This is a genomic window from Campylobacter sp. IFREMER_LSEM_CL1890, assembly GCF_025772045.1.
GTDB classification, from domain to species: Bacteria; Campylobacterota; Campylobacteria; order Campylobacterales; family Campylobacteraceae; genus Campylobacter_D; species Campylobacter_D lari_D.
This window is the reverse complement of record NZ_JAKMRK010000004.1, coordinates 100375-126395: the sequence shown is the minus strand read 5'-3', so window position 1 is coordinate 126395 and position 26021 is coordinate 100375. Positions and strand designations below refer to the sequence as shown.

Annotated in this window: 24 protein-coding genes; 4 read left to right on the top strand and 20 right to left on the bottom strand. The window is 30.3% G+C overall.

What is annotated here, in order from left to right; all coding sequences use genetic code 11:
• Positions 1 to 180: 180 nt before the first annotated feature.
• Positions 181 to 1356 carry a tryptophan synthase subunit beta gene (gene trpB, locus L8W57_RS03325; RefSeq protein ID WP_133319559.1) on the top strand — a complete coding sequence of 392 codons (1176 nt, stop codon included), beginning with the start codon at positions 181 to 183 and terminating at the stop codon, positions 1354 to 1356.
• An 18-nt stretch (positions 1357 to 1374) separates the two neighbouring features.
• On the opposite strand, the gene uvrA is transcribed toward trpB, so the two are convergent.
• Positions 1375 to 4197 carry an excinuclease ABC subunit UvrA gene (uvrA, locus tag L8W57_RS03320; protein ID WP_263661990.1) on the bottom strand — a complete coding sequence of 941 codons (2823 nt, stop codon included), beginning with the start codon at positions 4195 to 4197 and terminating at the stop codon, positions 1375 to 1377.
• A gap of 158 nt (positions 4198 to 4355) precedes the next feature.
• On the opposite strand from uvrA, the gene L8W57_RS03315 reads away from it, so the two are divergent.
• From L8W57_RS03315 to kcuS, 3 genes are all read left to right on the top strand, one after another.
• A complete protein-coding gene (locus tag L8W57_RS03315) occupies positions 4356 to 5069 on the top strand; it encodes a DUF4198 domain-containing protein (RefSeq protein WP_220566597.1) in 714 nt (237 codons plus the stop codon).
• Positions 5070 to 5217: 148 nt separating this feature from the next.
• Entirely contained in the window at positions 5218 to 7323 is a 2106-nt protein-coding gene (locus L8W57_RS03310) for a carbon starvation CstA family protein (RefSeq protein ID WP_263661989.1), read from the top strand.
• Positions 7320 to 7511 carry a KCU-star family selenoprotein gene (gene kcuS / locus L8W57_RS03305; protein ID WP_263661988.1) on the top strand — a complete coding sequence of 64 codons (192 nt, stop codon included), beginning with the start codon at positions 7320 to 7322 and terminating at the stop codon, positions 7509 to 7511. The genes L8W57_RS03310 and kcuS overlap by 4 nt, the downstream gene beginning before the upstream one ends.
• 60 nt (positions 7512 to 7571) lie before the next feature.
• Here the strand turns inward: kcuS and serC are convergent, their stop codons facing one another.
• The 19 genes from serC to L8W57_RS03210 form a co-directional block, all read right to left on the bottom strand.
• Positions 7572 to 8648, bottom strand: a complete 1077-nt coding sequence (serC, locus tag L8W57_RS03300; protein ID WP_263661987.1) for a phosphoserine transaminase — start codon at positions 8646 to 8648, stop codon at positions 7572 to 7574.
• 11 nt (positions 8649 to 8659) lie between these two features.
• Positions 8660 to 9823 (bottom strand): exodeoxyribonuclease VII large subunit, encoded by a 1164-nt coding sequence (gene xseA, locus L8W57_RS03295; RefSeq protein WP_133319553.1) that lies wholly within the window; start codon positions 9821 to 9823, stop codon positions 8660 to 8662.
• Positions 9820 to 10521, bottom strand: coding sequence for a bifunctional demethylmenaquinone methyltransferase/2-methoxy-6-polyprenyl-1,4-benzoquinol methylase UbiE (gene ubiE / locus L8W57_RS03290; RefSeq protein WP_133319552.1), 702 nt, complete (start codon positions 10519 to 10521; stop codon positions 9820 to 9822). The genes xseA and ubiE overlap by 4 nt, the downstream gene beginning before the upstream one ends.
• A 7-nt stretch (positions 10522 to 10528) precedes the next feature.
• On the bottom strand, positions 10529 to 11713 hold the full coding sequence (locus tag L8W57_RS03285) for a hypothetical protein (protein ID WP_263661986.1): 1185 nt from the start codon (positions 11711 to 11713) through the stop codon (positions 10529 to 10531).
• A gap of 1 nt (position 11714) precedes the next feature.
• Positions 11715 to 12128, bottom strand: a complete 414-nt coding sequence (gene perR, locus L8W57_RS03280) for a peroxide-responsive transcriptional repressor PerR (protein WP_133319550.1) — start codon at positions 12126 to 12128, stop codon at positions 11715 to 11717.
• 81 nt (positions 12129 to 12209) lie between these two features.
• Positions 12210 to 14039, bottom strand: a complete 1830-nt coding sequence (gene dxs, locus L8W57_RS03275; protein ID WP_263661985.1) for a 1-deoxy-D-xylulose-5-phosphate synthase — start codon at positions 14037 to 14039, stop codon at positions 12210 to 12212.
• Complete coding sequence (fliH, locus tag L8W57_RS03270) at positions 14036 to 14848, bottom strand: flagellar assembly protein FliH (RefSeq protein ID WP_220566592.1); 813 nt, start codon at positions 14846 to 14848, stop codon at positions 14036 to 14038. The genes dxs and fliH overlap by 4 nt, the downstream gene beginning before the upstream one ends.
• 4 nt (positions 14849 to 14852) lie before the next feature.
• Positions 14853 to 15881, bottom strand: coding sequence for a flagellar motor switch protein FliG (gene fliG / locus L8W57_RS03265; RefSeq protein ID WP_039619192.1), 1029 nt, complete (start codon positions 15879 to 15881; stop codon positions 14853 to 14855).
• Positions 15881 to 17566 (bottom strand): flagellar basal-body MS-ring/collar protein FliF, encoded by a 1686-nt coding sequence (fliF, locus tag L8W57_RS03260; RefSeq protein ID WP_133319547.1) that lies wholly within the window; start codon positions 17564 to 17566, stop codon positions 15881 to 15883. Before fliF ends, fliG begins: the two co-directional genes overlap by 1 nt.
• A 14-nt stretch (positions 17567 to 17580) precedes the next feature.
• On the bottom strand, positions 17581 to 18672 hold the full coding sequence (hisC, locus tag L8W57_RS03255) for a histidinol-phosphate transaminase (protein WP_133319546.1): 1092 nt from the start codon (positions 18670 to 18672) through the stop codon (positions 17581 to 17583).
• Positions 18662 to 19735: a prephenate dehydratase gene (gene pheA / locus L8W57_RS03250; protein WP_263659771.1), complete on the bottom strand. Its 1074-nt coding sequence runs from the start codon at positions 19733 to 19735 to the stop codon at positions 18662 to 18664. Before pheA ends, hisC begins: the two co-directional genes overlap by 11 nt.
• Entirely contained in the window at positions 19732 to 20493 is a 762-nt protein-coding gene (locus tag L8W57_RS03245) for an HAD-IIA family hydrolase (RefSeq protein ID WP_263661984.1), read from the bottom strand. Before L8W57_RS03245 ends, pheA begins: the two co-directional genes overlap by 4 nt.
• A 1-nt stretch (position 20494) precedes the next feature.
• Entirely contained in the window at positions 20495 to 21700 is a 1206-nt protein-coding gene (gene lysA, locus L8W57_RS03240) for a diaminopimelate decarboxylase (protein ID WP_263661983.1), read from the bottom strand.
• Positions 21701 to 21717: 17 nt separating this feature from the next.
• Positions 21718 to 22779 carry an LptF/LptG family permease gene (locus tag L8W57_RS03235; protein ID WP_220566586.1) on the bottom strand — a complete coding sequence of 354 codons (1062 nt, stop codon included), beginning with the start codon at positions 22777 to 22779 and terminating at the stop codon, positions 21718 to 21720.
• Between the two features lie 3 nt (positions 22780 to 22782).
• Entirely contained in the window at positions 22783 to 23322 is a 540-nt protein-coding gene (gene pth / locus L8W57_RS03230) for an aminoacyl-tRNA hydrolase (RefSeq protein WP_263659767.1), read from the bottom strand.
• Position 23323: 1 nt separating this feature from the next.
• Complete coding sequence (locus tag L8W57_RS03225) at positions 23324 to 23860, bottom strand: 50S ribosomal protein L25/general stress protein Ctc (RefSeq protein ID WP_133319540.1); 537 nt, start codon at positions 23858 to 23860, stop codon at positions 23324 to 23326.
• Between the two features lie 46 nt (positions 23861 to 23906).
• Positions 23907 to 24878 carry a transaldolase gene (locus L8W57_RS03220; protein WP_263661982.1) on the bottom strand — a complete coding sequence of 324 codons (972 nt, stop codon included), beginning with the start codon at positions 24876 to 24878 and terminating at the stop codon, positions 23907 to 23909.
• Positions 24875 to 25501 (bottom strand): phosphoserine phosphatase SerB, encoded by a 627-nt coding sequence (serB, locus tag L8W57_RS03215; protein ID WP_263660473.1) that lies wholly within the window; start codon positions 25499 to 25501, stop codon positions 24875 to 24877. The genes L8W57_RS03220 and serB overlap by 4 nt, the downstream gene beginning before the upstream one ends.
• Entirely contained in the window at positions 25501 to 26019 is a 519-nt protein-coding gene (locus tag L8W57_RS03210) for a chemotaxis protein CheW (RefSeq protein WP_133319537.1), read from the bottom strand. The genes serB and L8W57_RS03210 overlap by 1 nt, the downstream gene beginning before the upstream one ends.
• Between the last annotated feature and the right edge of the window lie 2 nt (positions 26020 to 26021).

The following is a 26021-nucleotide window of genomic DNA, read 5'->3' as shown; positions in this document are numbered from 1 at the left end:
AAAGGAAAAATTATGGAAAGGAAAAAATTTTCTAAACTAAATTTAGAATACTCATTTAACAAAGCTTCTTTTTCTTGGCGTTAAGCCTGCTACTACATTTTCAATCATTTTTATTTTACATTTTTAGTTTTAGTTGATCATTTTTTGATTTTAAATTATTAATCATTTTAAGGAAATACTATGAAAAAATATTATGGAAAATTTGGTGGGCAATTTGTGCCAAATGAAGTAAAAATAGCATTAGATGAAGTAGAAAAAGCTTTTTTAAAACTCAAAAAAGATAAAGATTTTAACACAGAATTAAAAGAACTCTTAGCTAATTATGTGGGAAGACCTACGCCTTTATACCATGCTAAAAATTTAAGCAAGCTTTATAATCATGAAATTTATTTAAAAAGAGAAGACTTAACTCACACAGGAGCTCATAAGATCAACAATGCCATAGCTCAAGCCTTAATGGCAAAGAAAATGAATAAGAAAAAAATTATTGCAGAAACCGGAGCAGGACAACATGGGCTTGCAACAGCTACTGCAGCAGCACTTTTGGGACTTGAATGTGAGATATTTATGGGGGCTATTGATGTAAAAAGGCAAGCCTTAAATGTCTATAAAATGGAGATTTTAGGAGCAAAAGTTCACGCAGTAGAAAGTGGAGGTAAAACTTTAAGTGATGCGGTAGATGAGGCTTTAAATTTTTGGATTAAAAATACCAAAGAAGTATTTTATGTAGTAGGAAGTGCAGTGGGGCCTTATCCTTATCCACAAATTGTTACGCATTTTCAAAGTATTATAGGTAAAGAATGCAAAATGCAACTTAGAAAATTAAATAAAAAAGTAGATTACATCATAGCAGCAGCTGGAGGTGGTAGCAATGCTGCTGGAATTTTTCATGCATTTTTAAAAGATGAAAAAGTTAAGCTTATAGGTGTTGAAGCAGCAGGTTTAGGAAAAGATACACCTTATCATGCAGCCACACTTACTAAAGGCGAAGAAGGTATTATCCATGGTATGAAAACTAAAGTTTTACAAGATGATAAAGGCAACATTGCTCATACTTTTAGTATTTCTGCTGGGCTTGATTACCCTGGCATAGGGCCTTTGCACGCATATTTGCAAGAAAGTAAAAGAGCAAGTTATCATGCTATTAGTGATGATGAGTGCATTAATGCTTTAAAATTATTATGTAAAGAAGAAGGTATTATACCCGCTATTGAAAGCTCACATGCATTAGCTTATTTAGAAAAACTTTGTCCGACTTTAAAGAAAAAAAGTGTGATAGTTGTAAATCTTTCAGGAAGAGGAGATAAAGATATGCAAAGTATTTATGAGTATAAAAAAGGTGAAATTTATGGTTGAAGAATAACTTCAACCAATTTATTTTTTTATGCTTTTTAGCTCTAAATTTAGATAATACCCTGTATAAGAACCACTTTTTTTATGATTTTTAGCAAGCTCTTCAACGCTACCTTTAGCTATAACCTTACCACCTTTAACTCCACCTTCAGGTCCCATATCGATGATATAATCAGCATTTTTAATCACATCTAAATTATGCTCTATCACAAACACACTATTTCCAAGATCAACTAAATGTTGCAAAACTACAATAAGTTTATTAACATCTTCAAAATGAAGTCCTGTTGTAGGTTCATCTAAAATATAAAGAGTTTTTCCTGTATCGCTTCTGCTTAATTCTTTAGCTAACTTAATACGCTGAGCCTCCCCACCACTTAAAGTAGTTGCATTTTGTCCTAAGGTAAGATAATCAAGCCCAACTTTTACCAAAGTATCAAGCTTTTGTTTTATCTTTGGCACAGAAGTAAAAAACTCGCTTGCTTCAATAATACTCATATTTAAAACATCAGCTATGCTTTTACCTTTATATTTAATCTCTAAAGTTGCATCATTATATCTTTTACCATTGCAAACATCACAAGTTACCATCACATCAGGCAAAAAGTGCATTTCTATTTTAATCTCACCATCGCCACTACACTTTTCACATCTTCCACCTTTAACATTAAAAGAAAAACGCCCTGCTTTATAACCTCGCATTTTAGCTTCTTTGGTAGCTGCAAAAAGATTACGAATTTCATCCATAGCACCTGTATAAGTAGCAGGATTTGAACGAGGAGTCCTTCCTATAGGACTTTGATCAAGATAAATTACCTTATCAAGTTTTTCCAAACCTTCTATCTTAGCCCCACTTAGTTTTTTAACTTTTTTAGCACGGTTAAGCTCTTCTTTTGCAAATGGAAGCAAAGTTTGCAAGATTAGCGAGCTTTTACCACTTCCTGAAACACCTGTAATTGCTACTAAATTATGCAATGGAAAATCTACACTTAAATTTTGAATATTATTAATGCTCACATCTTTTAAACTAATAAAATCTTTTTGTTCTCTATTTTTTTGATGGGCAATTTGCTTTTTACTACTCATATAAAGGGCGGTTTGACTTTTGCTTTTTAATAATTCTTTATAAGTTCCACTAAATACAACTTCACCACCAAATTTACCAGCATTTGGACCAATATCTACGATAAAATCTGCCTCTTCTATAGTCATTTTATCATGCTCAACCACGATTAAAGTATTACCCTTTTGCTGAAGATTTCTTAAAGTTTTAATGAGTTTTGCCGTATCTCGCTCATGTAAACCAATGCTAGGCTCATCTAAAACATACATCACCCCGCTTAAACCACTACCAATTTGAGATGCTATACGAATTCTTTGAGCTTCACCTCCACTAATTGTTCTTGCATCACGCCCTAAGGATAAATACCCAAGTCCTACATCATAAAGAAAAAACAATCTTTCATTAATTTCTTTAAAAATAGGCTTAGCTATCAATCTTTCTTGCTCACTCAAATATGCAAAATTAGCTTCTTTTGAAAAAAATGCAGTAGTATTTTCTATGCTCATATCTAAAATTTCACCCAAATTTTTTTCAGCAACTTTTACAGCTAAACTTTCAGCTCTTAAACGATGACCATTACAATCTTTGCAAGTTTTTTCGCTCATATATTCGCTTAAATCTTTTTCATCTTTTAGCATTTCATAGGCATATTTAACCGCACCTTCAAATTTGCGATTTAAGCGATGTCTTTTCCATAAAAAGTTAATTTCCTTGGCATTACCATAAAGCACTAGGCGCTTTTCTTCTTCGCTTAGCTCATTGTATGGAATTTTTACCCTTATAGCATTTTGCTCGCAAAAGGCCATTAAAAACTTATAGTAATAACTTTTATTAAACCCATATAATAGCTTTACAGCTCCTGCTTCTAAGCTTAATTCTTCATTGATAAGCTTTTTCATATCTAGCGTATATCTTATACCAAGACCATCACAACTTGGACAAGCACCTTTTGGAGAATTAAAAGAAAAACTCAAAGGCTCAAGCAAAGGAAAAGAAATTTTACAATCAAAACAAGCATTATGCTCACTATAATGAAAATGTTTTGCTATGTTTAATTCTTCATTATTTAAAACTTCAATTTCCACTTCACCAAAGCTCTCACTAAGACCTTTTTCTATATCGCTTGCAAGTCTTGCCAACATATCATCTTGCACTTGGAGTCTATCTATCACAAGCTTTATTGTATGTTTTTTGGTTTTAGCAAGCTCAATATCCTCATCAAGACGCGTTAAAACCCCATCAATTTGTGCTCTAACATAACCTTTTGCGACTAAATTTTCCAAAAGATCTGCAAAAGTTCCCTTTTTTTCTTTGATCAAAGGAGCATAAATGATGATTTTTGCCCCTTTTGGAAGCTTTAAGATTTCACCTACGATATCTGCTGCACTCATAGATGAGATTTTTTGGCCACATTGATGACAATGTTGTGAGCCAATCCTTGCGTATAAAAGTCTTAGATAATCATAAATTTCAGTAATAGTTCCAACGGTTGATCGAGGATTTTTAGAAGTTGTTTTTTGATCAATAGCAATAGCAGGAGTTAAACCTTCTATTTTATCAACATTTGGCTTACCCACTTTATCTAAAAACTGCCTTGCATAAGCACTTAAACTCTCAATATAGCGGCGTTGTCCTTCTGCATAAAGTGTACCAAAAGCCAAGGTGGATTTACCACTTCCACTAAGTCCTGTAAAAACTATAAGCTTATTTTTAGGAATTTCTAGGTTGATATTTTTAAGATTATTCTCTTTAGCACCAATTATATTAATAGTATCATTCATAACTTTTCCTAAATATTTAAAAATAAATTTATGATTTTAACATAAGAAAAATTAAAATATTTTTCTTTTTTATAAAGGAAAAATTAAAATACATCCTTAAGTTTTATATAAATAAAAATATATATAATGATTATCAAAATTATTTTAAAGGAGAAAAAATGAAATTTTCAAAAATGGTGTTTTTGAGTTTTTTTATAGCAAGTTCTGCTTTAGCTCATCAATTCTTTCCTATGCAAACTAGCAATGGATATGAAGTAGGTTTTTGGGCTGATGATCACTGGGGACAATATCAACCTGATAGGGTTTTTGGTATAAGTGCAAAAGATTCTCAAGGAAAAAATTTAAAAGCTGGCTATGACTACGAAAATAACAAAATATTTATTGAGGGAAAACCTGCTGTTGCAAGTGTTAATTATGATTTTGGATATTACACATTTACAAAAGATGGAAAACATTATGCACAAAAAAGATCTGATATTACAGATATTACTGGTGCAAATGAAGTCACTCAAACAAGAAAAATTTTCAAAATGGGAAAAAGTATTTTTTCTTGGGATGAAGGTTCAAAAAAACCATTAGGATTAAAATTTGAAATAGTTCCTTTACAAAATCCTTTAACACTACATGAAGGAGATAAATTAAAACTCCAAGTTTTACTAGATGGAAAACCCGTAAAAGGAGTTGAATTTGAAGATCAAAATGATGATATCGACAACATAGCAACAAATGAAAAAGGTATAGCAACAATCACACTCACAAAACCAAAAGATGGTTTACAAATAATAGCTGCAAACATCAAACTACCATACAATCTAGACAGATATGGCGATACTTTACAATTGACAGCGACACTAAGTTTTAAATCTAAATAATTTCAAATTCTTAGTCAATAAAATTAATTTTTAATTGACTAAGAAATATGTTACATTTTGTAATATATTAATTTTTTATTTATCCTATATAGCAATAAAATATAATTCTACGATACACTAAATAAATTCACTAAAGCAAAGGAATTAAATGAATATTACTAACAAAATATTATGGTTTTTTGTTGCCATTGTCGGTGCTGTTTGTTTTGGCATATTAGCACTCCAAAATGGCGAAAGTATTTCAGCGATTTATCTTGTTATTGCTGCTTTATGTATTTATATCATAGGGTATAGATTTTATGGTAGATATATTGCCTATAAGGTGCTAGAGCTAGATAAAAACAGAGCAACTCCTGCTGTAGTTAAAAATGACGGATGTGATTTTGTCCCTACAAATAAAATTGTGCTTTTTGGACATCATTTTGCCGCTATCGCAGGAGCTGGTCCTTTGGTAGGTCCTATACTTGCTGCACAAATGGGTTATTTACCCTCTATGCTTTGGATATTAATAGGCGGTGTTTTAGCAGGTGCGGTACATGATTTTGTAGTTTTATTTATATCTACGCGTCGTAATGGAAAATCTTTAGGAGAGATGATAAAAGATGAATTAGGACAATTTATCGGCGCAATAGCAATGATTGCTATATTTGGAATTATGCTTATAATTATTGCGATTTTAGCTATGGTTGTTGTAAAAGCTTTAGCAGAATCTCCATGGGGATTATTTACCATTGCAATGACCATTCCTATTGCTGTTTTTATGGGAATTTATATGAGATTTTTAAGACCTGGTAGGGTTGGTGAAGCTTCTATTATAGGTTTTATACTGCTCGTATTAGCCATACATTATGGAAGTGAAATAGCTGCTGATCCTTATTGGGCGAAAATATTTACCTTTGATGCACCAACTTTAGCACTTATTATGATGGCTTATGGTTTTATAGCTGCAATTTTACCTGTTTGGTTTTTACTTGCTCCAAGAGATTATTTATCAACTTTTTTAAAAATCGGTGTTATTGTGGTTATGGCTTTAGCTATTGTATTTGTAGCACCTGATCTTCAAATGCCAAAAATTAATTCTCAATATTTAGATGGAAGTGGGCCTGTATTTGCTGGAGCAATTTTTCCATTTTTATTTATTACCATTGCATGCGGAGCTATTAGTGGTTTTCATGCATTAATTTCAAGTGGCACAACTCCTAAAATGCTTGAAAATGAAACTCATGCATTAGCTGTTGGATATGGCTCTATGCTTATGGAAAGTGCTGTGGCCATCATGGCTTTAATTTGTGCTTGTATTTTACACCCTGGTCTTTACTTTGCCATCAATGCGCCTGCTGCTACTATAGGTGTAGATGTTGCAAATGCAGCTGCTGCTATTTCTAGCTGGGGTTTTAAAATAACTCCTGAAGAAATCACTACTTTAACTACAAATATAGGCGAACAAAGCATATTATCAAGAACTGGTGGGGCACCAACATTTGCTGTAGGTGTTGCTTTAATTTTACATGAATTATTTGGTGGAGTGAATTTAATGGGCTTTTGGTATCACTTTGCTATTTTATTTGAAGCCTTGTTTATTTTAACTGCAGTTGATGCTGGGACAAGAGCTTGTAGATTTATGGCTCAAGATATATTGGGTAATGTTTATAAACCTTTAGGAAATATCAATAATACCTTAGCAGGAATTTTTGCAACAGCTTTAAGTGTTGGTGGATGGGGGTATTTTCTCTATCAAGGAGCGATAGATCCAAAAGGTGGAATTTACTCATTATGGCCACTTTTTGGAGTGAGTAATCAAATGCTTGCTGGTATGGCATTGCTTTTAGCAAGTGCGATTTTATTTAAAATGGGGAAAGCAAGATATACTTGGATTACTCTCATACCTGCTTGTTTTGTTTTAATCGCAACACTTTATGGAGGTATTCAAAAAATTCTTCCTTACAAAGAAGGAGATCCAATCCATAATGCTATAAGTCATGTTGCTGCTGTACAAATAAATGCGCAAAAAATACAAGAATTTAATTTAAAACTTTCTCAAACACAAGATGAAGCAATAATCGAGCAAATCAAAAAAGATATAAAATTAGCATCTCAAGCTAAAAACTCCAATTTAATAAATGCAATTTTATGTGTGTTTTTCATGATTACCACTTTGCTTGTTATACTTTCTTGTTTTGGAATTTTTATCAAAAAATTAAACATTCCTTTAAAAGAAAGCCCTTATATAGCATTAAAAAAGGAAAAAACATGATAAAAAAACTTAAATTATGGTATGAAAAATCCGAAAGGTTTTTTCATCCCTTAGTTGGAGTTGCAAGCTATGATAAATATCTTGAACATATGAGAGAAAAACATCCTAAAGCACCTTGTAAAAGTAGAAAAGAATTTTTCAAAGATTTTCTTGAAAAAAAATACAATAATGGCTTAGGAAAATGCTGATAAATATTAAAGAGTAAAGTTTTTACTATACAAATGATTTTTGGTGAAAATCACCAAAAATCAAGCATGTTTTTTTGCAAAAGCTTTCATAAATTCACTTAACTTTTGAACCTTTTCAATGCTGATAGAATTATAAATACTAGTACGAATTCCACCTAAAATTTTATGTCCTTTAAGACCTATCATACCATTTTCTTCAGCTTCTTTTACAAAAACTGGCTCTAAGTTTTTATCATAAGCTATATTAAAACTAACATTCATTAATGATCTATCCTCTTTTTTAGCATGACCTTTATAAAAACCATTACTCTCATCAATCACATCGTATAAAATTTTGGCTTTTTGTATATTTTGCTCATTGATTTTGTCTAATCCACCTTGATTTAAAAGCCATTTCATTTCAAGATTAAACATATATATAGCAAAGGTTGCTGGAGTATTAAATAAAGAATTATTTTCAGCATAAACGCTATATTTTAACATACTAGGTATATTTTTGTTTTTACTACGCTCTATCATATCTTTACGCACAAAAGCACAAGCAAGCCCTGAAATTCCTGCATTTTTTTGCACCCCACCAAAAAGCATAGCAATATTAGAAAAATCTATCTTTTTAGAGAAAAAATCACTAGAAGCATCAATTATCAAAGGACTTTTAGTCTTTGGATAGCTTTTATATTGAGTTCCATAAATGGTATTATTAGAGCATATATAAGCATAATCTGCATTATCGCTAAATTCAAATTGTGGGATATGATCAAACTCACTTTCTTGAGTGTTTGCTACTATTTTTGTATTTACTCCTAAAATTTCAGCTTCTTTAATAGCCTTTTTAGTCCAAACTCCCGTATTAGCAAATTCACAAACTCCACCCATATATAAATTCATAGGTATCATAGCAAATTGCAAACTAGCTCCACCTTGCATTAAAAGCACTTCATAATCATCATTTACACCATAAAGTTCTTTTGCCATTTTGATAGCTTCAAAATGCACTTCTTCAAAAACCTTTCCACGATGAGAAACTTCCATAATAGAAAAGCCTTTACCATGATAATCAAACAAATGTTCCCTAGCTTCTTTTAAAACCTCATCAGGCAGGTTTGAAGGACCTGCACTAAAATTCATCACTCTCATTTTATCTCCTTTTATAGTATTTGAGCTTCTTTACTCTCATTTATTGAGCAAAGCTTTATAATATCTCCTTTTTTTAGCTTTTCAAGAGAGATATTTTTGCCATCTTTTTGTAAATTTATCAAATTTTTACTTTTATCAAAGAAATTTTTTTGCTGAGTTAAAAGTTCCTCAAAATTATCAAGCTTATTTTCATAATTTAATAATTTTAAATTTAAAACGCTCTTTAGTTGGCTTTGTAAAAAATCAAGCTTTTGTTTTCTAAGAAAAAAAGCATTTTCTAAAGACTTAGCTTTGGCTAAATTTTGCAAATGATCGATTTTGTTTTGATAAAACTTAAGATGATTTAACATTTGGTTTTTAAAACGCATAGCAAGCTCATCAAGTCCTTGTTCTAAGCTTAGTTTATTTGGAAAAATCATATCAATAGCTGCACTTGGAGTTGGTGCTCTTAAATCTGCTACAAAATCACTAATAACATAATCAATCTCATGTCCAATAGCAGAAACAATAGGCGTTTTTAAAGAAAAAATACATCTTGCAAGTTCTTCATCGTTAAAACAAAACAAATCTTCTCTGCTTCCACCACCTCTTGCCAAAATAATCGCATCTAAATTATACTCATTGGCTTTTTTTAAAGCATTTATTAAAGAATTTGGGGCACTTTGTCCTTGGGTAAGGGCATTAAAAATAGTTATTTTGCAAAGATTGTATTCTTTTTGTGAAATTAGCTTTAACATATCTTGCAAAGCAGCTGAAGTAAAAGAAGTAATTATGCCTATTTTTTTAGGAAATTTAATAATGCTTTTTTTAACATTTGTATCAAACAAACCTTCTTTTTCAAGCTTTTCTTTTAGAGCTAAAAATTTAGCTTCTAAATCTCCAAGACTTGTTTTTTGCATACTTTTGGCGATAAATTGATACCTGCCACTTGCTTCATATAAACTCACATAACCTCTAAGTTCAAGCATATCGCCAACTTTAGGTTTAGCTTGGACAAACTGATTAAAGCCTTTAAACATCACACAAGCTATGCTTGATTTTTCATCTTTTAAATCAAAATACCAATGTCCTGAACTATGAATGGTAATTTTAGAAATTTCTCCACTAAGCTCTATATCATCAAGATGAAATTCTAATAAACTTTTAGCTTTTAGATTAAGTTCTGAAACTTTCATTTTTTTCTTGCAATAAACATAGAGCAAACACCAAAACTAAAGCTTTTATACTCTAGCATTTCAAAATACTCACTCAATTCTTTAATAAATTCTTCTTTGCTTAAAAAATCTTCTATCGAATTTGGTAAATACTCATAAGCACTATAATTTTTACTGATAAATCCACCCACTTTTGGTAAAATATTTTTTAAGTAAAAATCTCTACAAGCAGCTATAAAACCACCCTGCTCTCTTTTAGTAAATTCAAGCACAAGTAAAATCCCATCCTTTTTCAACACTCTTGCAAATTCTTTTATAGCTTCTTTCCTATCTACCACATTGCGTATGCCATAACTTATACTTATGATATTTGCACTTTCACTTTCAAGTGGAAGTTCTTGTGCTTTTGCTTGCACAAAAGTCGCATCAGGAATTTTTTTCTTAGCCACTTCAAGCATGCCCGCACTTGGATCAACCCCTTTTATACTAATGATATTTTTATTTGTCCTTAAGGCTTGATTTTGCCATTCTATAATCATATCGCCTGTACCACAAGCCACATCGATAATATCAAGTTCATTGTTAGAAAATTTAAAAACATCTAAACAAGCTTTTTTTCTCCAACTCACATCACTTCCAAAACTTAAAATTCTATTAGCCTTATCATAAGTTGGTGCTATATCATCAAACATTTTGACTATTTTTTCTTGTTTTTGCATGTTTTTCCTAACTATATATTTTTAATTTTTTAATGCTTTTTTCAATTTGTTTTATTGTATTTTCATCATATGAAATTTGTTCTAAATGATTATGTTCAAAATAATTTTTTAGTTTTTCAATACTTTTTTCTTCAAACATAGTTGCAAAATAGCATAATAAAAATTTTATTCTTTCTAATTCTTCTTCATGATTTGTTTGAGATTTTACAATTTTTTTCTTTAAAAAAACTAATTCTTTTCTTAGTTTAAAAGCCACTAAAGACTTTAAAATTTGATTTTTCTCTCCTTGATAAAAACTACAATCATTCTTTAAAATAAAATCCATATCAAGAAAAATATCATTGATTTTTTCATCACTTAAAATAAAAATATATTTTTCTAATTCAAATTTACAAATTTTATCATTACAAATTTGTTTTTCCAAATTCAAAATATAATCTTGAAGTTTATTTTGAATACTCTTTTCAAAAAGAGTGCTAAAAAGCTCAAAGAAAATGCATATTTGCCTAAGACTTGCAAAAAATTGCTCAAAACTTTCAAAATTTAATTTTTGTAAAAAATTCAATCTGTCATTTTTTAATCTTTTTAAAAGCACAAAAAGTAAAATTTTACCCGCTTCAAAACTTTGAATTTGATTTGGAAAATGTAAGCTAATATCTTCTTGCTTATCTAAAATTTTAATACATCTAGCACTATCAAAAATTTTAGAAAAATCTCCATATAATGCTAAATTTTTGCTGTAGAAATTTTCATCATCTGAAATCTCTTTATAGCTTTTAAAAAAGTGAGGTAAATTAAATTGCTTTGCTTTTTCAAAAGTAGGAAAAACAACTTTCAAAATGACCAAATCTTGCAGATTATTTTTAAACTTATAAAGTAAAAATCGAGCACTATTAATCTCAAAACTAATTCTAGTTTTCTTAATAACACTTCCTATAAGTTTTTTACTTTGCTGTTTAAATTCTTTTTTAGAAAGTTTATGATTTTTTTTATCTAAAATATCATGCAGTTTATAAAGTGAAAATCGATAATAATTTTTATTAAATTTTTTATATTTAACATCACAAAAAGGACTTATACGCGTAAAGAAAACGCGTATTTTATCCTTAGAATATATAATTTTTTCTTCTTTTAAAATTTTTATAAAGTCATCATTTTTGAGTAAAAAGCGTCTTTGGACTTCACAAACCATTTTATTTTTTACAAGCTTTACAACCATTCACATAAGCAAATACGCCAAGATAATCAATGATATTGCCAATTTTTTTCTCAAGATCTTCTTGGTATTTATTTATCCCACTATCTTCATAACATACATCTTCTATATGATTGCATTTGCTACAAATTACATGTATATGAGGATATTCGTAAATATCATAACAAGTTTTTTGATTTGGAGTGTTGATTTCTACAACCAAACCTTGTTCTTTTAAAGTATTTAAATTTTTATACACTGTAGCTAAAGAGATAGAAGGATATTCTTCCTTAATGCTTTCGTATAAAGATTCTATATTAGGATGTTCATGGCGTTTTAAAATTTTTAAAATACAAAGTCTTTGAGGAGTAGCTTTTAAATCACAATTTTTAAGCAATTGAATAAGTTCCATTATTAATTCTCCGATATTTTTTATATAGTATAACGCTTTTTTTATAAAAAAATGATTATATTAAAGGATATTTTTTATCTTTTAATAAATTTTAATCTTTTTACACAAAGATTCAACATCAATTTCTAGAAATTTTTCTACTTCATTTGTTTTACCATGAGTTATAAATTGATCTTCAAATTCAAAACTTACTAGTTTTATATGATAAAGGTTTTCTTTTTGCAAGAAAGTTGTAATCAAACTTCCCACTCCACCTATCTTAGCACTATCTGAAAAAACAAACCAAGTTTTTGTATCTTTTGCCAATTCTTTTAAAAGCTCTTCATCTAAAGGTTTTGCAAAAATCAAATCTATTAAGCTTGCATAATCTAAACCAAGTTTATCTAAAGCTAGTTTTGCCTTAGCCACACCCTGACCAAAACCTAAAAATACTTTATCGCTTTGTGTTTTAGATAAAATTTGAGCTTTTGCAAGTTTTATCTCACATGGATTAAAATTTTCATCTAATAAAAAATTACCTCTAGGATAACGAAAAGCAAAAACACCTTGATGAAAATAAGCATACTCCATAATTTTTTCCATCATAGCCTCATCTCTTGGAGCCGCTAAAGTAATATTTGGTATAGCACTTAAAAAACTAACATCAAAAGCACCTTGATGAGTTTCCCCATCTTCTCCTACTATGCCAGCTCTATCCATAGCAATAACTACATTTAAATTCATAATAGCACAATCATGGATAACTTGATCATAAGCTCTTTGCATGAAAGTGCTATAAATTGCTATAAAAGGCTTAAAACCTTCTTTAGCCATAGCTGCCATAGAAGTAACTGCATGTTGTTCTGCAATTGCTACATCCCAAAAACGCTCAGGATATTTTTCCATTAGCTTATCTATTCCAGTTCCACTTGGCATAGCAGCAGTTACACCTACTATATTTTCATATTTTTGAGCTAAATTTAAAAGTGTATTTGAAAAAATTTCTGTCGCACTTTTTTTGTTCATATTAGCCTTTAAACTCTCTCCGCTACTTCTATCAAAAGCACCTACTCCATGCCATTTAGCATTTTTACCTTCAGCTAATGTATAACCTTTGCCTTTGATAGTTTGCGCATGCACTACACAAGGTTTATTCATAGCTTTAGCTTGATTTAGCGCATTTATAACTTCATTTAAATTATGTCCATCAATAGGCCCTATATATTCAAGTCCTAATTCTTCAAATAAGAGTCCAGGTGTAATAAGTCTTAAACCCTCTTCGAAACGCTTTGCCATATAAGATGCGCCTTGAGGAAAATACTCTAAAAGATTTTCTATGCGTTTTTTAAATTTTTGATAGAACTGCGTTGCCATTGCTTGAGAAAGGTATTTTGAAATAGCTCCAATTGGCCTTGAAATACTCATTTCATTATCATTTAAAATAATCACACAAGGATATTCTCTATCACCAAGCTCGTTTAAAGCTTCATAAGCCATACCTGCACTTAACGCTCCATCACCTATTAATACAACAGGTAAGCGATCTTCTTTTTTTAATCTTATAGCCTTACAAGCTCCAACTGCCAAAGATATAGAAGTGCTTGAATGTCCTGCTACAAAATAATCCCCCTCATCAGGCTTTGTATATCCACTCAAGCCATTAAATTGTCTTAAAGTATGAAAATTATCTATCTTACCACTTAAAAGCTTATGTGGATAAGATTGGTGTGAAACATCAAAAATAAAAGGATCTTTTCGCACATCAAAAACATAATGCATTCCTATACTAAGTTCAACTACACCTAAATTTGAACTTAAATGTCCACCATTTTTACTCACTGTATCTATGATAACTTCACGCAAATTACTAGCTAAATTTTCCAGTTCTTTAATTTGCATATTTTTAATATTTAAGTTATTTAAATCTATCATTCATTAACCATGTTTTTGATTTTTTGCAAACGATTGTTAAGGTTTGACTCTATATTACCCGCATCACTTAATATTAAAATACTTCCCTTATTAATCGCATCATCAAGACTAAATTTAATATTGCTTTGTTCTTGCAAGTGTGTTTTTACATATTCAAAATCATCAGGACTTAACTTTAATTCTATTTTAGTAGCATTTTTAAGTTCACTCATAAGTTCTTTTGCTAAATTTAATGCTATAAGTGATGAATTTTCTTCGAGCTCTTTTGCAATCACTTCTTTTGCAATAATTACAGCTGTATCGGCTAATTCTTTTTCATTTTTAGATAAAAACTCATTTAAATTTTGCACTGTATTTTCAAGCTTTTCTACGCTTTTTAAGTATTTTTCCTTCAAGGCTTCTAATTCACTTTCAAAATTCTTTTGTGCTTGTTCATAACCTTCTTTAGTAAATTTTTCCTTTGCATGTTCTAATTCTGTGTTTAAACGATTGTTAAATTCAGCCTCTTGGCTTTCTATCTGCATTTGCAACTTAATGATATTTCCTGACATTTCATCAGTTTTTTTAAGTAAATCTTCAACAAAATCAGGTTGAATTTGTGGTTGTGGGGCTTGTGGAGTAGCTTCTATTGTTTGATTTTCTACTGCTTGTTGTGTGTTTTGGACGGGAGAGACTTGATTTATAGTTTGAATTTCTTCTTGTTTTTGTTCTTCACTAGAGGGCATTTCACTCATAACTTTAAAATGATAACCCTCAACTACATGAGCAGAAATATTTTCAGGTGAAATTACATTGGTTAATTTTGCCATAATCTTACTCTATCATCTCATCAGCCTCACCCACTTGGATAAGACCTTGTTCTGCAAGTTTTTGCACCACTTCTACAACTTTTCTTTGTGCTTCTTCTACATCTTTAACACGCACAGCACCCAAAAAGCCCATTTCTTCTACAAAAGCTTCAGCAGCGCGCGTAGACATATTGGACATAAATTTTTGTTTTAAATCCTCACTTGCGCCCTTTAAACCTATCATCAAATCACGCTTGTCAGCAGCTTTTAAAACTTCTCTAATCGCATTAGTACTAAGTTGAGAAATATCATCAAAGGTAAACATTAAATCTTTAATGGTTGTAGCAAGTTTTTCATCACTTTGCTCAATATAAGAAAGTGTTGTTTTAGAGGCTTTTTGACCCAAGCGATTAAGCACTTCAGCAACTGCTCTTGGACCACCCACTTCAACTTTATAAGAAGTAAGACTTTCAAGCTTACTTTCAAGCACAGCAGATACTCTTTTGATAATTGAAGGAGATATATCTCCAAGATTTGCCATTCTTATTACAACTTCAGCTCTTAATTCATCGCTAAAATATTCCAAAGTTTCAGCAGCTTGAGTAGTATCCATATGAGCTAAAATCAAAGCTATAGTTTGCGGGTGTTCTTTAATGATAAAGTCTGCAAGTTGTTGTGGTTTAATTTGTGAAAGATAAGCAAAATTTTGATTATTTTCCATACTTTTGGTAAGTTTTTCCAAAATTTTATTGGCAATTTCAGGACCAAAAGTTCTAAATAAAATTTCTTTTGCATATTCCAAACCACCACTTTTTAAGTATTGATTTGATTGTAATAAAGTATAAAATTCCTCAAGTACAGCAGTAGCAACTGGCTTATCAACATTTTTTGCTAAAGCAATATAGCGAGAAATTTCAGTGATGACATTAATATCCATATGAGAAAATAAAACTGTCGTTACATCTTCTCCAAGTTGGATTAAAAATATGGCAACCTTTTCTGGCATAGAAAGGTCATCATAGACCATTTTTTGTTCTTCACTAAGCTTTATCATTAGATATCCTTCTCACCAAATTCAGCTTCATTTTCAACAAGTTTTTGTAGCAACAATGCCACTTCTTCGCCTTTTTCATTAGCTACTGCTCTTAATTTTTCAAGTAAAACATCATATTGTAATGCATCCTCATCAAAACTATCTCCAAAACCAAGCTGTTCTTCAACTTTTCTACGAGCAGCATTGAATTTTTCAATAGCATCTTCAGCCTCATCAATAATCTGCCCATCCTTACCTTCCATCTCTTCTTCAAGTCTAATATCTGCAAGCATTTTTTGAGAAAATGGCACAATAACTTTTTTGTAAAAGATAAAAAGCAAAATCGCGGCAAATACATACTTAACAGGTGGAATAAAAGGCTCGACAAATCTTGAATAAAAAGTTTGAACCTTATTTTCAACTTTAGCTGTTCTATGAAATTCCAAATTATTTACTTCAACCGCATCACCTCTAGCAAGATTAAATCCTATGGCACCTTTAGTAAGATTTTCAATCGCTTTAATTTCTTTATCACTCAAAGGAATATATTCATTAGTAATATTTCCCTGATCATCAGTAATTACTTTATACTTTCCATCTACCACAACAGCTGCAGAAATTCTTTTAATGGTTGCAAATTGCTTAGTGGTGTTGGTAATTTTTTTAGAAATTTCATTATTAGTTGTAGTTTGATTTTTAGTATAAACCTCGCGCGCACCTTTATCATCCAAACCTTCCACAGGACCGATGTTTGAAACAGCACCTGGTACACCTTGAATTTCTTTATCTTTATAGCCTTCTCTATGCTCTTCCAAGGTTTGTTCACTACGCACAACGGTATTTGGATCATACACTTCACTTTGTGATTCTTCTTTAGAAAAATCATAATCAATACTAACCTTTGCTACCACCCTATCATAGCCACCTGCAAATGGAGCAATAGAAGCAACAATTTTTTGCTCTAATTCATACTCTTGATCTCTTTTATATTTAATTTGAGCAGCGATTAAATCACTTTCAAAAGCACCCTCATCATCTAAAGGAATACCTTTTTGATCCATGATTTTTACATTTTCAGGAGTAAGTTTTGTCACTGAGGAAGCAATTAAGTTTTTAATCCCCATAATTTGCTTTTTATTAAGCTTTAAGCCTTCTTTTATAGTCAAAGCTACTGAAGCAGTTGGTGGAACTTGTTGTTGTGTAAAAAGCGTATCTTTAGCAAAAGCAATATGCACCGTAGCACTATGAATAGGCTCTAAACTTTCAATCGTTCTAGCAAGCTCACCTTCTAATGCTCTTTGGTATTTTACCTTTTGTTCAGCTTCTGTTGCGCCAAATTCTTGTTTATCAAAAAGCTCAAAACCTACTTTATTATCTTTTGGCAATAATCCTGCAGAAGCAATAGCTAAACGCTGTTTATACACTTGTTCATTAGGAACTAAAATAGTCCCTTCATTGCGCAAAATATAAGGAACCCCACTTTTTTCAAGTTGAGTTACTATCATCGCCGAATCACTAGTATTAGCATTTTCAAATAATACTGAATATCCAGCCTCACTAGCCACTGTAGAACCACTTCTAAAAAGGGTTAAAAATACTAAAAATCCAACTACAACAACAATAGAAGCAGCAATGATAATACGCTGTCTTAAACTTAAATTTTGATAAAGCTGACCTACTTGGTGCAGTATAGTTTTATAATCCATTTATTTCCTACAAACTAAAAATTTTTAGAAAACTCTTCAAAAAACCTTGAATTTTCATACTCTGTACCTATACTTATACGCACAGCATTTAAACCATAACTTTGTAAATTTCTTATTATTATACCGTTTTTAAGCAGTTTTTCAGATAAATCTGTGCTATTTTTTTCACCAAAAAAATAGGTAATAAAATTTGTATAGCTTGGAATGTATTGAATTTTATAATTTTTAGCAAAATCTTCATAAAGTTTCATTTGTGAAAAATTATTTTCCAAAGTTTTTTGCACAAACTCATCATCATCTAACGCAGCAACAGCAGCTTTTAAACTCAAATTAGTCACATTAAAAGGTGCTCGTAATTTATAAAATGCATTGATAATTTCCTTGCAAGCTATACCATAACCCACTCTCATACCACCCAAACCATAAAGCTTAGAAAAGGTTCCTAGATATACTGCATTTTGAAATTTATGGATTAATTCCTTAGGGTTGATATGTTTTTTGCTATCTTTAAACGAAGCAAATTCATTATAAGCTCCATCAATAGCTACCAAACAATCCTCATCAATTTTCTCTAAAAACTCAAAAACCGCACTTGCGTCTAAACACTCACCTAAAGGATTATTTGGCAAGCATAAAAAGATTACTTTAATTTCATTTTTATGCTTTTGATATAACTCATATAACTCATTTAAATCATGGGTTAAACTTGGGGTTTTATAAACCTTAACTCCTAGTTGTTTTGCATAAATTTCATACATAGCAAAGCTAACCCCGCATTGTAAATAAGCCTTAGAATGATCAAGTTTTGCATGCGCTATATATTCTATAATTTGATCACTCCCACTACCTATGATGAGATTTTCTTTTAAAATATCATATTTTTGTGCTAAAGCTTGTTTTAATTCACTCATAGTATCATCAGGATATAAATGAGCTAAATGTGCATTATTTATGATGGCTTCTTTAGCCTTTTTACTTGTGCCATAAGGATTTTCATTACTTGCTAGTTTAATAACTTCTTTTAAGCTATATTCTTTAGCAATTAAATCCATATCCTTGCCACTTTCATAAGTTTTAATAGCTTCTAAAAAAGGATTAAATTTCATTGCTTTCTCCTGATAAATATGATCCAAGCCATTTTATATGCTCAGCTTTTTTTAATACTCTTTGGACATTTTCATCATCAATATGTCCTTCAAAATCTATATAAAAACTATGCACAAATTCTCTTGTTTTTATAGGGCGTGATTCAAGTTTTGTTAAATTTATCCCCTCTTTTTTAAACTCATACAACAAATCGCTAAGCCCACCTGGTTTGTGTGCAGCAAGTGCTAAGATAGAAGTTTTACAATGAGGCATTTGAGGTATTTTTATATCACTTAAAATCAAAAACCTAGTACGATTTGCCAAATTATCCTCAATCGTTTCAAATAATATAGGTACATTATAAAGTTTTGCTGCAATTTTAGAGCAAATCGCAGCTGAAGTAACATCTTGAGAAGCTAAGTAAGCCGCATGAGCTGTGGATTTGCTTGCTACAAATTCTACTTCACTTAAATCATGACTTTCTAAAAAATTTCTACATTGATTATAGCCTTGTGGATGAGAATATATGCGTTTAATATCTTTTAAATTTTCACTCATACTTACAAAAGAATGATGAATGTCCATATAAATTTCAGCAAAAATCTTTACATCTTCATATTTTCCAAGACAATCAAGCGTCACACCCACTGCACCTGCTGTATTATTTTCTATAGGTACTACTCCATATTTTGCTTCTTTGTGAGCTAATTCTTTAAAAACATCTTCTATATTTGCAAGTGGAGTATAACGACTCATAGCACCAAAACGCGTTCTTGCTACTTGATGCGTATAACTTCCTTCAGGCCCTAAATAAGCTATGCTTTGAGGCATTTCTAAATTTCTTGATACAGCAAAAATTTCTTGGTAAATTGCTTCGATTGCATTTTGATCTAATAAACCATGATTATAATTTTTAAGTCTATTTATAATAGCTCTTTCACGCTCAGGTCTATAAATACTTCCACCTAAATTTTGTTTAATAACTCCTATATCTTTAACATGAAGCATTCTTTCATTAAGCAAAGCCAAAATTTTATCATCGATAGTATCGATTTTATTGCGTAATTTTTCTATATCTTTCATTTAAACCTCGATATGTAGTAATCCTTAATACTATCATATACAAAATTAAGTTTAGTTGTATCAAGACCTTGAGTGTTAGAAATTTTACCACTTAAAACTAAGCCTGTTTGCATACCAAGCTCATAAGCACCGAGCAAATCGCCTTTAAAATCATCACTAATAATCAAAGTCTTTTTAAAACTCACATTACAATCTTGCTGTTTTAATAATTTTAAAGCACTTTCATAAAAAGCCTTACTAGGTTTTCCTATCACTTTATAATCAAACTCGCATGCATTTTTAAGCATAGACATGATGCTTCCAACGCCTGGATAAAGCCTTGAGTTTTTCTTATAAATACTACCCTCATGCATTGCTATAGCTTGCACGCCATCTTTAATATACTCTATCATATTAGCAAAATCTTGAAATTTAAAATCATCATAACTTGCTAGTAAAAATGCTTTTGGATTTTTATAATCAAGCTCATAACCTAACTCTTGAAGTGAATCTAAAAATTCTTTTGCCCCAAAAGCTGCTATTTTACAAGGTTTTAAATAATCTTTTAAAACACAAAAAGGATCAATATAAACCTTTTCATTAATTTCAAAACCCAAATTTTGCAAATAATTTAAAAAATCTAATTTTTTGGTATTATTAGTAATAATTACATAAGGAATTTTTTCTTTATTTAAAGATTTAATGAGTTCTAAAGCACCATTTATAGGACTTTTATCATGATCTGAAATCAAAGTTCCTTGCACATCTAAAAACAACATTTTAATCCTTTAAAAAATCAAGCTCTAAAGCAATTTGATCCTCATAACTTTCTCTTTTTCTAATCATTCTTACCTTGCCATTTTCACAAGCTAGCTCACATACTCTATTACGAGTATTGTAATTACTACTCATGCTAAAACCATATGCACCTGCGCTTTTAACTATGATCAAATCTCCTGCTTTTGTTTTAGCTAGCTTTCTATCTTTAGCTAAAAAATCTCCACTCTCACAAACCCCACCAACAATATCACAAAGGCTTTCTTCTTTATTTTCACTCAAAAGCTTGATTTCATGATAAGCACTATATAAACTTGGACGCAATAAATCATTCATCGCCCCATCAATAATCACAAAACGCTTTTTATCATTAAATTTTTCATATAAAACTTTAGTAACAAACTCGCCTGCATTTGCTACCAAAAACCTGCCAGGTTCCATACCTATACACACATCAAGACCTTGCAAACTTGCTAGAATTCCTTGAGCATAATCATATAAATTTGGCTCTTGTTCATCTTTATAACAAACTCCTAAACCCCCGCCTATATCAAAGAATTTAATATTAATTTTCAAAACTAAAAGTTCTTTTACTAATTTTGCAACAATCGCTGAGGCCTCATGGATACTACTTATATCAAGAATTTGTGAACCTATGTGAAAATGCACTCCAACTGGCTCTAAAAATTGTGAGTTTTTAGCATAAAGATACATTTTTTTAGCACTTTCTATATCTACACCAAATTTATTTTCATGCAAACCTGTAGAAATATAAGGATGTGTTTTAGCATCTACATTTGGATTTACCCTTATGCTTATACGAGCTATCTTTTGACTTTCTTTAGCAATTTGCTCCAAAAGAAGCATTTCTTCATAACTTTCTAAATTTACATAAAGTATGTTTTGCTCTAAGGCATATTTTAATTCATCAGCACTTTTACCTACCCCGCTAAAAATAATTTTATAATTTTTAGCCCCTGCTTTTAAAGCTCTATAAATCTCACCCGCACTAACACAATCAAACCCACTATCTAAAGAAGCTAAAAGCTTTAAAACACTTAAATTAGAATTTGCTTTGACTGCATAAAAAATTTGTGATTTTCTTGCCTTAAAAGCATCTTTTAACATTGTAAAACGCTCTTTAATTTTATCAAAATCATAAATATAAAATGGTGTGTTGTATTCCTTTGCTAGTTTTAAATAATCCATAAAAACCTCACTTGTAGTTATTTGTGTTTAAAATAATAAAAACTTCCTATACTTATTAAAATAAATACTGGTAGCATTATACCAAGCTCTGGAAGTAAAATTTCATTTTCACTCAATCTTGTTAATAAAAACAACAAACCCCAAACTAAAAGTATGCACACAAAAAACACAAAAGCTAAAAGTGCGAGATTAAAAAATCTTGCTGTTAAAGGAAAATAATAATACACAATAAGCATTAAAAATGGCGCAAAAAATGGTGTAAGAACTAAAGAATATAAACTTGTTCTAAGTGTATTAGTAGAAATATTTTGTTTTGCAAAAATTGCCATACTTTCTAGCGCGTCTAAAATAGAATAAGAAGGATTGCTCTCTACTAAAGAAATTCTTTCTAAGATTTTTGGAGAAAAGTCTTCTAAGCCTTTGATATTTTTAAATTCTTCTACGCTTAAACCCTCTTTTGAAACAATCAAATTTTGTGGTACATTAGTAGCTTTAGCGTCATTTAAGTTCCAAGAATCTCCATCAAATTTAGCAGTTTTTGCATGGATTGTGCTTTGAATGTCTAAATTTTTTACATCAAAGATTTTTATATTATATAAGGTTTGAGAACTTGTTTTTTGTATATAAATAAATTTATCATTATATTTAATCAAAACTTCCCCACCCTCTCTATCTACAACGCCACGCTTGAGAATATTACTTTTATATTCATCTGCATAAGCAAAGGCGCTAAAATTAAGTCCTACATAAACACAACAAAAAAACATAGCCCATAAAAAAGGATAAAAAATCACTTGATTTTTACTTAAACCCAAAGCATACAAGCTAACAAATTCATTCGAGCGTATCATATTAAAAATACATAAAACCAAAGCAAGGACTATAGCTAAAGGTAGTATATAAGAAGCTGCTGAACATGTTAAGAAAAATATATACAAAAGCTCTAAATTTGCACTTTTTGGCAGTCTATTGAAATTGAGTAAAAAATCAATCGCTACGAAGAAAAAAGTCAAAGAAAAAAATAAAATAAAAAATGATTTTAAATACAAAGATGAAATATAGCGAAAAAATATACTCATCGTTTAACTTTTTAAAGAATATTTTGAAGCGATTTTTTCTATATCAGAATTTAAAAGCTCAAGTAAAGCTTTTTTGCTATGTTCTAAAACCTTAGTTAAACTTTCTTGTTCTTCTTGTTTAAATTTTCCCAAAACATGAGAAATTACATCTTGTCCTTTTCCTACTCCTATGCGTACCCTCTCATAAGCATTGCCACAAAGATTATCTATACTTTTAAGCCCATTATGTCCACCGCTTGATCCACCCATTTTAAATTTCAATGCACCCAAATTTAAATCTATATCATCATGGATTACAATGATTCTATCACATTTATAATATTCACTAACAGCTTTTACACTTTCTCCTGATAAATTCATATAAGTGGAAGGTTTTAAAAAAAGAGTAGAAGAGCCTTTAAAAAGCTCTCCTTTAAATTTGGCATTTGAAAGCTTTGCTGTTTGCAAATCTTTCAAAATTAAGTCAATTAGCATAAACCCTACATTGTGACGGGTTTGGGCGTATTGTTCTCCTATATTACCAAGTCCTACGACTAAGGTCATTTTATCTTGCTTTTTCTACGCCAACTACAGCTACTCTATCAGCATCAACCATAGTTACACCCTCAGGTACAACTACATCGCGGATTAAAAGTGCATCACCAACATCAAGTTTAGTTACATCTAATTCAAAATAATTTGGTAAGTTTTCAGCTGCACATTTTACTTTCAATCTTCTTTTTGATTGGATTAAAACACCTTTATTTTTAAGACCCATAGCTGTTCCTACAATCTTTACAGGAACCATATATTTAGAAATAACACCTTTTTGTGCTACTTTTAAATCTACGTGTTTTAATTCTGCAGTTACAGGATCTTTTTGATAATCAACTACCACAACATTTAATACTTTATCTGCTACTTTTACATCAAAAGCTAAAGTAGTTTTTTTGCGTACTTCTTTAATAAATTCATTTACTTTAAAAGCAGCATTGATGTTTTCTAATCCTTTTCCGTAGATGTTTGCGATTAGATAACCATCTCTTTTTAAAGCTTTAGCAGCTTTTCTACCGATACTCTCTCTAACGATACCTTCTAACATCTGTTTCCTTTCTAAAAAAATAAACGCTAATTATAGCCAAATAAGTTTATAAAGATTTTAAAATATCTTCATAAGCTATGCAAAATTGCTCCAAACCATCATCAAGCAAATCTTTACAAGCTTTACTTAAAGCATCTTTTGAAATATTTGCATTTAATTTTTTCTCTATACATTCATCTTTCAAAGGCTCTTTAAATATAATTTGCTTACCTTTAAAAGCCTTAATAGCATCTAGTGGTGCAGTATTAATAGCTTTATCATAGAGTAATTCTTTAATATAATAATCTTTTTCTAAATCATCACCCTTAACACCTGTACTTGCAAATAAAGCTCTAATATTTGTTTCATTTTGTTTAATGATATAATTATAAGCCTTTGTTGCAGTAAGAATTCCTATATAATTTTTATCTAAAACTTGATTATTTAATAATCTATCAAAACGGCTTACAAAAATACTAATAACTGCTCGAGGCTCTTTTTTAGCTGTGGTATTATTTTTTCTAAATTCTTTTAAACCTAAATTTAAAGCTTCAAAGCATTTTTTAGTTTGCTCAAAATCAAAAATCAAAGTAGCGTTAACATTAATACCATTTTTCATTAATTCTTGCATTACTTCATAAGAAGCTTCTGTAGCAGGAATTTTCATCATCACATTTTCTTTTACAATTTGCATGTATAATCTTTTTGCTTCGGCCAAAGATAGGCTAGTATTATCTTTTAATCTTGGGTCAATTTCAATACTAATAAAACCATCATTATTTTCATAATAATTAATAGCTAATTTATCCGCAGCCTTAGCTATATCTTCTATCGCAAGATACTCATATAAAGCTTTTTTATCTTTAAGATTTGATTTTTTGATTTTTTCTTTATAAATAGCTGAGTTTAAAATCGCATTTTTAAAAATAGCAGGATTTGAGGTAGCACCATTGATTGTTTTTGAGTAAATTAAATCTAAAAATTCATAATCTAAAAATTCATTTTCTATAAAATCACACCATAGTGAAAATTTTTTCATTGTATTGCCTTTATTATTTCTTTTAAATCTTTCTTATCTATACAAATATCTGCATGAGATTTTAAAATTTCTTTGGCACAAAAAGCTATTTTTAATCCACATTCTTTAAACATAGAAATATCATTAGCTCCATCGCCTACACACATAATTTCTTCTGTTTTTAAATTTAAAAATTTCTTAAGTCTTTGTAGTATAATACCTTTTGAGTTATTAAACATAATTTCTCCGCCAACTTTTCCTGTTAAAAAACCATTTTTACTATGTAAAAAGTTAGCAAAACCAAAATCAAAATGAAGTTTATTTTGTATTAAATCAATTCCTTCGTGAAATCCACCACTAAAAACGATTATTTTTATATTCTTACTTTTTAAATATTCACATAATTCTTTAGCGCCATTCATCAAAGGTAAATTTTCACAGCATTTCTTTACCTGTTCTATAGGCATACCTTCAAGCAAAGCTACTCTAGAACTTAAGCTTTCAAAAAAATCAAGCTCACCATTCATTGCTTTGTTGGTGATTGCTTTTACAGCATCACCAACATTATATTCTTGTGCTAAAATATCGATAGTTTCCCCATCCATTAGCGTAGAATCAAAGTCAAAGGCACAAAGCTTTATCATTAAAACTCACGCTTTAATAAAGCTTCAGCTTTCAATATAGTCAAGATATTTTCTTCTCTTTTGCCTATACCAAAAATCATACCTTTTTCTTTTAGTAAAGTTTCAGGTGGTGGATCAATCCTACTTCTGTGAATTTTAATAGCTTCTGTTAATCTATCTATCACAAAACCTGCATTACCTGCAGGAGTTTGATTGCCATTTGCTATACCTTTTAAAACAATATATCTTGTTTGAGGAGTCATTTTAGAACTACCTTGATTAAATCTTTTAGCAAGATCAATCAAAGGCATAACATTACCCCTCATATTAAACACACCTAAAACATAATCAGGCACACTTGGAACCCTAGTATATTCTATAGGTTTAATAATTTCTTGGATATTAAGAATTGGAATAGCATATTCCTCATCTCCTACCACAAAGCCAACAAGCTGAATAATATCCTCTTCTTTATCTACATCAGGTTCTGCAATTTGCGCTTGTTGTTTTTGCAAAACCTGGTTTAATTTATCATTCATCT

What these genes read in the sequence shown, in the direction of transcription:
- trpB (WP_133319559.1), top strand. Translation starts at nt 181, where the DNA reads ATGAAAAAATATTATGGAAAATTTGGTGGGCAATTTGTGCCAAATGAA.
- uvrA (WP_263661990.1), bottom strand. Translation starts at nt 4,197, where the DNA reads ATGAATGATACTATTAATATAATTGGTGCTAAAGAGAATAATCTTAAA.
- L8W57_RS03315 (WP_220566597.1), top strand. Translation starts at nt 4,356, where the DNA reads ATGAAATTTTCAAAAATGGTGTTTTTGAGTTTTTTTATAGCAAGTTCT.
- L8W57_RS03310 (WP_263661989.1), top strand. Translation starts at nt 5,218, where the DNA reads ATGAATATTACTAACAAAATATTATGGTTTTTTGTTGCCATTGTCGGT.
- kcuS (WP_263661988.1), top strand. Translation starts at nt 7,320, where the DNA reads ATGATAAAAAAACTTAAATTATGGTATGAAAAATCCGAAAGGTTTTTT.
- serC (WP_263661987.1), bottom strand. Translation starts at nt 8,648, where the DNA reads ATGAGAGTGATGAATTTTAGTGCAGGTCCTTCAAACCTGCCTGATGAG.
- xseA (WP_133319553.1), bottom strand. Translation starts at nt 9,823, where the DNA reads ATGAAAGTTTCAGAACTTAATCTAAAAGCTAAAAGTTTATTAGAATTT.
- ubiE (WP_133319552.1), bottom strand. Translation starts at nt 10,521, where the DNA reads ATGCAAAAACAAGAAAAAATAGTCAAAATGTTTGATGATATAGCACCA.
- L8W57_RS03285 (WP_263661986.1), bottom strand. Translation starts at nt 11,713, where the DNA reads ATGGTTTGTGAAGTCCAAAGACGCTTTTTACTCAAAAATGATGACTTT.
- perR (WP_133319550.1), bottom strand. Translation starts at nt 12,128, where the DNA reads ATGGAACTTATTCAATTGCTTAAAAATTGTGATTTAAAAGCTACTCCT.
- dxs (WP_263661985.1), bottom strand. Translation starts at nt 14,039, where the DNA reads ATGATAGATTTAAATAACTTAAATATTAAAAATATGCAAATTAAAGAA.
- fliH (WP_220566592.1), bottom strand. Translation starts at nt 14,848, where the DNA reads ATGGCAAAATTAACCAATGTAATTTCACCTGAAAATATTTCTGCTCAT.
- fliG (WP_039619192.1), bottom strand. Translation starts at nt 15,881, where the DNA reads ATGATAAAGCTTAGTGAAGAACAAAAAATGGTCTATGATGACCTTTCT.
- fliF (WP_133319547.1), bottom strand. Translation starts at nt 17,566, where the DNA reads ATGGATTATAAAACTATACTGCACCAAGTAGGTCAGCTTTATCAAAAT.
- hisC (WP_133319546.1), bottom strand. Translation starts at nt 18,672, where the DNA reads ATGAAATTTAATCCTTTTTTAGAAGCTATTAAAACTTATGAAAGTGGC.
- pheA (WP_263659771.1), bottom strand. Translation starts at nt 19,735, where the DNA reads ATGAAAGATATAGAAAAATTACGCAATAAAATCGATACTATCGATGAT.
- L8W57_RS03245 (WP_263661984.1), bottom strand. Translation starts at nt 20,493, where the DNA reads ATGTTGTTTTTAGATGTGCAAGGAACTTTGATTTCAGATCATGATAAA.
- lysA (WP_263661983.1), bottom strand. Translation starts at nt 21,700, where the DNA reads ATGGATTATTTAAAACTAGCAAAGGAATACAACACACCATTTTATATT.
- L8W57_RS03235 (WP_220566586.1), bottom strand. Translation starts at nt 22,779, where the DNA reads ATGAGTATATTTTTTCGCTATATTTCATCTTTGTATTTAAAATCATTT.
- pth (WP_263659767.1), bottom strand. Translation starts at nt 23,322, where the DNA reads ATGACCTTAGTCGTAGGACTTGGTAATATAGGAGAACAATACGCCCAA.
- L8W57_RS03225 (WP_133319540.1), bottom strand. Translation starts at nt 23,860, where the DNA reads ATGTTAGAAGGTATCGTTAGAGAGAGTATCGGTAGAAAAGCTGCTAAA.
- L8W57_RS03220 (WP_263661982.1), bottom strand. Translation starts at nt 24,878, where the DNA reads ATGAAAAAATTTTCACTATGGTGTGATTTTATAGAAAATGAATTTTTA.
- serB (WP_263660473.1), bottom strand. Translation starts at nt 25,501, where the DNA reads ATGATAAAGCTTTGTGCCTTTGACTTTGATTCTACGCTAATGGATGGG.
- L8W57_RS03210 (WP_133319537.1), bottom strand. Translation starts at nt 26,019, where the DNA reads ATGAATGATAAATTAAACCAGGTTTTGCAAAAACAACAAGCGCAAATT.